Annotated in this window: 6 protein-coding genes and 1 pseudogene; 1 reads left to right on the top strand and 6 read right to left on the bottom strand. The window is 38.9% G+C overall.

What is annotated here, in order from left to right:
• Positions 1 to 15 precede the first annotated feature (15 nt).
• From H6G73_RS23895 to H6G73_RS23910, 4 genes are all read right to left on the bottom strand, one after another.
• The gene (locus tag H6G73_RS23895) at positions 16 to 1,173 is read right to left on the bottom strand and encodes a DEAD/DEAH box helicase (RefSeq protein ID WP_190609004.1); all 1,158 of its coding nucleotides are present in this window, start codon (positions 1,171 to 1,173) and stop codon (positions 16 to 18) included.
• Positions 1,173 to 3,788, bottom strand: coding sequence for a protein DpdE (dpdE, locus tag H6G73_RS23900; RefSeq protein WP_242034304.1), 2,616 nt, complete (start codon positions 3,786 to 3,788; stop codon positions 1,173 to 1,175). Before dpdE ends, H6G73_RS23895 begins: the two co-directional genes overlap by 1 nt.
• A gap of 24 nt (positions 3,789 to 3,812) precedes the next feature.
• A complete protein-coding gene (locus tag H6G73_RS23905; protein WP_190609005.1) occupies positions 3,813 to 4,043 on the bottom strand; it encodes a hypothetical protein in 231 nt (76 codons plus the stop codon).
• A gap of 121 nt (positions 4,044 to 4,164) precedes the next feature.
• Positions 4,165 to 4,725, bottom strand: a complete 561-nt coding sequence (locus tag H6G73_RS23910; protein WP_190609007.1) for a hypothetical protein — start codon at positions 4,723 to 4,725, stop codon at positions 4,165 to 4,167.
• Between the two features lie 124 nt (positions 4,726 to 4,849).
• Between H6G73_RS23910 and H6G73_RS23915 the strand changes: the two genes are divergently transcribed.
• Positions 4,850 to 5,722, top strand: a complete 873-nt coding sequence (locus tag H6G73_RS23915; protein ID WP_206756246.1) for a hypothetical protein — start codon at positions 4,850 to 4,852, stop codon at positions 5,720 to 5,722.
• A 160-nt stretch (positions 5,723 to 5,882) separates the two neighbouring features.
• Here H6G73_RS23915 and H6G73_RS23920 read toward each other — a convergent pair whose 3' ends face one another.
• A complete protein-coding gene (locus H6G73_RS23920; RefSeq protein ID WP_190609011.1) occupies positions 5,883 to 6,617 on the bottom strand; it encodes a DUF6884 domain-containing protein in 735 nt (244 codons plus the stop codon).
• Between the two features lie 304 nt (positions 6,618 to 6,921).
• A pseudogene (locus tag H6G73_RS23925) lies at positions 6,922 to 7,359 on the bottom strand (IS630 family transposase); the annotation flags it as partial.
• Between the last annotated feature and the right edge of the window lie 282 nt (positions 7,360 to 7,641).

Below are 7,641 nucleotides of genomic sequence, written 5' to 3' on the forward strand. Positions count from 1 at the left end.
ATTTGTTTGTTCTTTTTATTTCATCTTATTCCTCTGTCTTATCCTTCCTTTTGTGGTTGCATTTGTTTGCTTTTTCTCAGGGTATCCCGTTAGGTGCAAGATATAAGCAAACCAATATGCAGGTTCTGGACGCAACTGCACGGCAGATATAACTTTAAATTCTCCAGGTTTACCAAATAATGTTTCTAGAGTATCTATACAGGATTCTGTTAAAGTTGCAGTTAGTAATAAAGTTGTAAAGGAAGTCAAACGTAATAAATCTCTACGCAAACCCGGAATTTCTTGAAATGCGGGACGAAAATCATCACCCCACTGTTCAACCATGTGAGCTTCATCAATGACGAAATAGCGCAACAACCCTAAATTTGCGGCTTCGTAAAGAGATGATGCTAGGGACTCCATGAGACTTTCTGGAGAAGTAAATATGATTCTTTGTATACCCGCACGGATACGCAGTCGTATTTCTTCTCTTTTCTCTTGCCCTTGTAAAGTTTTATCGCTGTAATATGCCGTATCATGGTTGACTAAATGTCTTATTGCCCGTTCTTGGTCAATTGCTAATGCTGTAGTCGGTACTACTACAACACTGACACCAGCCGTCTGAGATTCTAAAAGTGCTGGAAGTTGAGCGCACAGGCTTTTCCCTGAACCAGTGGGTAAATTAACTACTAAAGTTGACTTTTCAGGGGCAGTTAAAATGGCGTGAATTGCCTGTTTTTGTCCGATACTGCGGTATGCGTCTAATTCTACCAGTTCTAAAAATGGATCACCTGTTACTGGTTCATAATTACGACGGATTTCTTCTTTATATAGCGGTGCATCTGGAGGGTATTCGGTGCTAAATTTCAGCCATTCAGGTTGCCAAGCATTAGCACTAATTAGATAGGTATTTGCATCTTCACCTAATACAGTAATACTCGTTTGCTTCCAAATATTCCTATCAGGAAATGGGTGTCTTTTGGTTACTTTAAGCAGAGTTTGAGACGTTACACCCTGTAGTTCATCTTCTCGCCGTAGTACATGACGTACTAAAGAGGCGATATCTCTTGTACCTGGTGAATTATGTAGTGCTTCTAATAACCGTTGATGACAGGCTTCGGCAAAATAACTAGTATCTTTTGGTATTTCACCTGTTTGCAGAATTTCTTTAAGTTCTAAGAAGGAGTCAGTCATTAATCATCTCCTTCATCTACATATTTAATAGGATGTCTTCCAGATACAATAATGAAACCCACCGAATCAAGCTTAATTTGAGGCTGGCAAATACCTTCTAAAATAGCTGCACTAAAAGCACTTTCTATTTTCAGTTCTTCAGCTAGTTTATAATCCCAAGGCTGTCGATTGAGCCGCAGGCGTAACTGTTCAAGTCTGTTACTTAATTTCTGTTCTGCTGACTTAGTACATCTTTGAAACCAGTCAAGATATTCAGCATTATTAGTGAGTAATTCATAAGAAGTCTTACTCGCTTGATAGCAAAAGTTTTGCCATTTACTAGCATCAACAAAATCGTCAATAATCCTTAAACGTTCCTTAGCTAAATTGTAATCACGTTGTTGGCTAACATTTTTATACTGATATGGACGTTCCAAAATATTTAAGAGTCTTTCATCTTCAACAATGCTCATTGGTTCATAGCGTCCATCAATGAAGATGGTTTTGATGGTTGGTGGAAATAAAGCATCGACACGCCGCTTCAATATTTTGTATGCAGAATTATTTAGCTGGGAATCTATTAACACCTGTTTAGCGAATTTTAAATCAGTCTCAATTACATAATTGCATCGAAAACCGAACCATTCCATTCCTTCCCCAGCATCCCAAGATGTATCTGTGCGCCAAATGGCAAAGGCTTGTCCTCGGTCATCCCACTCTATATAGTTTAAGAGTGATTCTAGCAATCCTTCTCCAATTCGGAAGAGTTTAATTTCAGGATTATAGTTGGCAAACCTGCGATTATAAGTACCGAATTGGTCTAAATAACTATTAGCAAAACGAATTTTTAATTCATTCACAGGAACTAAAGTACGAATAGTAGGTTGATAACGTCGCACCTCTAAGAAATTAGGATTATTAATTGGTTTAAATCCAAGTACGTCACAAATCCAGCCTTCAATTGCTTGTTTAATTTCTAAATGGCAAGCATCATAATTATCTAGGTCTTGAAAATACTGGATGGCAACTTCATCATTAGCATCAATTTCATCTAAAGCATTTTGTTCGCTAATTTTTACAATTTCCGCTTTAATTTGTTCCTGAATCGGCTCAACCATTTCCAACAGTCCAGCCGCGCTTGATTGGAACAAAGTCTTTTCTAATTCTGCTAGTTTCTCGTCTACGTAAAACTGTAAACTGGCAATTGATTGTTGAAAGATGCCAAACCCATTTTTTAAAAGTTGATACCAAGCATTATGGGGGCTATCTTCCAAATAGGGGCCAATCAAAACACAGGATTTAACTCCTATTTTGCTGCCAATGCGGTCAAGTCTGCCGATTCTTTGCTCTAATTGATTAGGCGACCAAGGGAGGTCAAAGTGAATTAACCAGTCAGCAAACTGAAGGTTACGTCCTTCTTCCCCAGAGCGATCGCATACTAAAATAAAGCAGTTTGGGTTATCCTTAAACCTACTTATATTTTGCTCAACCTTGTCTGGTGATTCTCCCAATTGATGGCTAGCTACTGTTGCTTCACCGAAGCTATCAGACAAATACCGCACAATTTCTGCACAAGTCTGTCCAAAACTGGTAAATACTACAAATTTCGGCAGAATATCATCGTCAATAGGTCTACGAATCCTCTGTTGTATCCTCAGTAGTAATTCCTGTTTATTTCTCCGTACCGTTGGCGGAATTTTGAAGTATTCAGCTAACTGATTTAGCAACACTGTTCTTAAATTTTCCCGGCGTTCTCCCTCCTCTACAGGTTGATGAATAATTTTGAGTAAGGATTGTAGAATTTCTTCTTCGCCAGGAAATTTGGGGGTTGCGGTTAAGATATGAATATCATCTTTGCCAAACTCCTGAATCAGTCGAGAATCAGCTTTACCATTTAAACGTGCAGCAACTACCTGTGCCAAAATACCTAACCAAGTACCGGAAGCCAGGAATAACAGCCGAAAAACTCGTTGATACTGCTCTTCATCAGGCGCAATGGTACGCCATTCATCGATGATTTCGTGAATGTCAAGCGATCGCTCGTCTAAATCATACTCCTCTTTAGGTATAATACTGCGGTCAAATATCACATCTTCCACAGTAGCGCGACGATTACGCAACATTCGCCGATGTAGACGATAGGTATCGCTAATGTGAGTACGAATTGCACGGACAATCTGATCTATGTCAGGAGAATTTGCTTGTAAAAGATTGTCCAAATCATCTGCTAGTTTCAATAAATACCTATCCTCAGCAAATAAATTCCGTAATTGTTTGAGGTTAGTTTTCAGGACAAAAGGTTTTGCACCTTCCCTAAAGGAAAGGAGAACTCTACCAATTTGCTGACGACTAGCAACTCTAGCCTGAAAACCCGCTAAATCATCAAGTTTATAGGTTGTCGGATCGAGCAAGTGCAACATAGCCAAAAAATCTTGCTCGTGGTTGAGAACTGGAGTAGCGGATAATAAAAGTAAGCGATCGCTTTTATGGGCAAGATGTTTGCAATTTTCAAAACATTGGCGTACTGCTGCATCGTTAGAGGTCGCCATCGCTGCGATATGGTGGGCTTCATCTAAAATCACACAGCCGATATCTACTTTCTTGTTAATTTTATGGATATCTTCAACCCTGAGCAAGTAGCAGTAAGCGCCGAAAAAGTTTTACTTGGTGTTTCCCATTCGTGAGCGTGCTATCTGACGTTGTTCTAGAAGCTCATTTAGTAGCTGATGTTGGCGATCCGGGTGTTCCCAGTCTTCAATAAATCGTTTCAAAGCAATGTTTACCATATCTTGTATACTAGGTGCAGCTTTCATATATTGAGGATCGAGAGAAAACTTGATCTGCTGCAAGATTGCGTATATTTCATCTGGAACTCGTACTGGTTGTGGCAAGGCTTGTGACTCTGGTGAAACTACTCTGCTAGTATTTTATTCAAAATATAAACTTGTATACAAGTATTAATGAATCCATGTTATTATCTCTATTTAGTTTAATCGCTAAAAGTGTTATAACCTAAGAGCTTTTAAGATTCCAAAGAAACTCAGACGGAGGAGCTGCCATTTTAGCAGCGTCAAATTGGCTATCTGTCCAGGGAGAAGCGTTTTGTACATTAGCCATTATTCTAGCCCAATCAAGTTGATTTGCAATTTTGATAACCCGCTCTGGTTGGTTGGAAAGTTCATATAAAAGGAGATGAATATGTTTCATCTGCTGTAGTTGAAACAGAGGTGAAAGAGTATTTTCTAAATTTGTGTAATGGTTAATCCAAACTTCATGTATAAAGTCAATACCAGGAAATAAAAATAACAAATATACTGCTACTACTCCCTGATATTTGAAAGTACCTGCTTTTAATTGGATTTGCACTCTTTCCCCAAGTCTCCAACTTTCTCCGGGTTCCATTTTAAATAAAAACATTGGATAATAATCAGTAGTAAGACGGTTATTATCAGTCACAACTGGAATAAAATAATACACAGATGATTGGTCTTTTTTTGCCCAGTTCCAAACTGATGTTCCAACTTCATTATTTAGCAGAAGTTCTAGAAAATCTGTTGATTGCGATTCCTTCATAACTCTCAATAGTTGAAATTTTTGAATTATGGGTGTACTAACATCTTACCTTCAGCAAGAGTTTATTCGACGAGCTTACCCAGGATGGATATGTCGTCATGAGAGTGCGATATTATCCAAGGATATGACAGATTTCTTAGGCTATACTCCTCGTGTAGATGTCCTACTAGAGCGCGAAGATGGTTCAAGGCGGCTATGGATTGAGTTCGAGATTAGCAGAGCAGATCCAGTGGCAAACCATGCCAAATTTGCTACTGCTCACTTATTCCAGGCACAGCAAGAAACTGACAGCTTCATTAGTATGGTGAGTTCTCATGTGGCGCGTGGGCGGCGAAATTTGGCAGCAAATACGATTTCATTGATGCGACATATAGGGATGAGTGCTTTTCAAACGGTACTGTTCCCACAGATACCTAGAGAAGAGATTCAGCGTCTCAATCATTTAACCCTGCAAAGGCTACAAAACCTGAGTCTGTTGGTAGAACCTGAAATTGAACGTGCTATGTCTGTTTCCGCAACTATTTTGACTGCTTCATCTCGTCGCATTCATTTCGCAGGTGACATGATGGATGTGATGCTCAACCTTCGACAATGGAATTATGATGTAGATACCCCTCAAGGAAAAAAATTATGGGGTAAGCGCACAATTACTTACTTTGTTTTTGATCCATACTCAAAAAGTTTTGCCCCGTCAAAATTCTGCGCTTATATAGCTATTCCATCTGTGTTTAACTCTAATGTTACTAATGTTGGTTATATCAACAGAGTACAAATGACAGTAGAGCTTTATATAACTCTAGATGGTACAGATAATCGTTTTGATGGTCATAACGCTCACAAGCATCTCACTCAAAGTTTAGCGATGACTCCTTGCAAATATAATGAATCTTCAGAGATAGGATTTATATTTAATGAGTGGCTTAATCATCATTCAAATAGGATTAACGTTCACCCTAATGGTGCTGTGTTTCTATTACCACCCTCATGGTTTAAATAGTCAAAATTAATAATATGTAAAACCACTTTCTAGCAAATGTTTAATTCTTGTTGAGGGCTTGTCTACAAAAGGAATACGCACAGCCGCATATTTCTTGCCAGACATTGTGTAATAATTTGCCTTTGGATATAATTGTCATTTTCAATATATTTTATATGAATTACACAAACTGTAGAAAATTTTTTGGCTGGTTATAAACCCTTTCTAGTATTTCAGTTTCGGTAGAAACTGATTTAGCAAACTGCTTGATAAGGAAACCTTTCAGTCCAACTAAACCATAGTGATAATGCTTTGCCTCTGCATTAGAAAGAGTCATAATAAAAGTTTTTGCAGTTAAATCTCGAATGTAAGATTTACTGCTTTTTGAAGCTAAAAATATCAATGTTTGTTCAGGTTTAGTTATAACAGGAAGACGAAGCGATCGCAGATAGTTTTCTCCCAATAGCAAAAACACTAAATCATAGCCAAAAATAGCCTTTTCAAAAGCCTGGTGAACTTCTAAAAATTTAGACCACTCAACTACTTCATACCCTTTCATTGTGTTGAAGGTAACTTCGTAAGGCACAATAATTTGATTCTCAGGAATTAGCCCATAACCAGCAGAAACAATAACCAAGTCTACTGCTTTTTGACCAAAAGACTGGCGCAGTAACTCTACTCCTTCTATTACCCGTAAATGCTGCAACCCAGTGTACATTTGACTAGCGGGACAAGCAAAATCAGCCAGTTCTCTAGAGCGAGATTGTAATCGAGCCGAGTCTTTGAAGTCCTCTAATGTCAGCTGGTTAGTTGGCTTAAATCGCTTTTCTCTCGTGCACGATGTAATAATTAATACACGAGTATTGTGCGATAAGCTAGTTGACGTTGAAGATGTTGTTAGGGATAGTTTAGCCATCTTCATACTTTACACAAAGATTAAAAGTTTCTAACATTAGTACCTTAAAAAGGTTTTCTAGAACATCAATAACTCACAGCAAGCAAGTTCACTGCTATCTGCCATTATTTACTCAACTAGGTGATATCCCTGTTCTGTCACTCTCCGAAAACATTTACCATTTCTGAATTCTAGAGTCTTTGCATAGGAGGCGATCGCACAATTTTTTGCTAATAGGATAGCTTGTATGGATGGACTGATAAAGCTTTCAGAGATTGCCCTCCCGGAAAGTGACAAAAAAGGGATATAGCTATAGCCACTTTAATTAAGACGCTGCTTGCTTGAGAACAAATTCTATAGCATCACGTAAATGATCCCAATTGTGTAATTGTTTGCGAATCCTACTTTTTAACCATGCCCAACGCTTCTCAATCCGATTCAGGTCTGGTGAATAGGGAGGTAAATAAACAAGTTCACAGCCTGCATCATGTATGAGTTGGGCAATTCGACCAACATGATGAAACGTCGCATTATCCACAATTACCCACTCACCGGGACGCAAAACCGGAATCAAACATGTTTCTAGCCAGGTTTCAAAAACTGTGCGGTTGCACGCCCCCTCGATTGTAAATGGGGCAATCAATTGATGATCCCGATACCCAGCAATCATATTAATGCGTCCCTGTCGCCGACCGGATTTGAGGTCGTAAAATCGTTCCCCTGTTGGTGAGTACCCATAACCGTAGTTATCTCGTTCATCCATTAGACCTCTTGCAAAAGTCCCATAAGCGTGGGACAAGTCGCTTAGAGCTTTTTTGATATCGATGAGTTACAAAAGGTAAAAAACCTAAAACCAGAAGAATTCAAACGCTTGTGTGGGGTGCATCCGGAGACTTTTAGCCAGATGACAGAGGTAGTGCGCGCGCATTCACAAATAACCCTGTTCTGTCAAAGTGGGGGGAACTAAAATAGGAGAGAGAGGCTAAAACCCTTGCCATCGAGGAGGTTTGAGATGAACCTGCCAAGAAAAGCAACAAAAACAGTT

Origin of the sequence: Richelia sinica FACHB-800 (genome assembly GCF_014698825.1) — a bacterium.
Lineage (GTDB): Bacteria > Cyanobacteriota > Cyanobacteriia > Cyanobacteriales > Nostocaceae > FACHB-800.

Excerpts from the sequence above, each read along its gene's own strand:
- H6G73_RS23910 (WP_190609007.1), bottom strand. The coding sequence starts at position 4,725 with ATGAAGGAATCGCAATCAACAGATTTTCTAGAACTTCTGCTAAATAAT.
- H6G73_RS23915 (WP_206756246.1), top strand. The coding sequence starts at position 4,850 with ATGACAGATTTCTTAGGCTATACTCCTCGTGTAGATGTCCTACTAGAG.
- H6G73_RS23920 (WP_190609011.1), bottom strand. The coding sequence starts at position 6,617 with ATGGCTAAACTATCCCTAACAACATCTTCAACGTCAACTAGCTTATCG.
- H6G73_RS23895 (WP_190609004.1), bottom strand. The coding sequence starts at position 1,173 with ATGACTGACTCCTTCTTAGAACTTAAAGAAATTCTGCAAACAGGTGAA.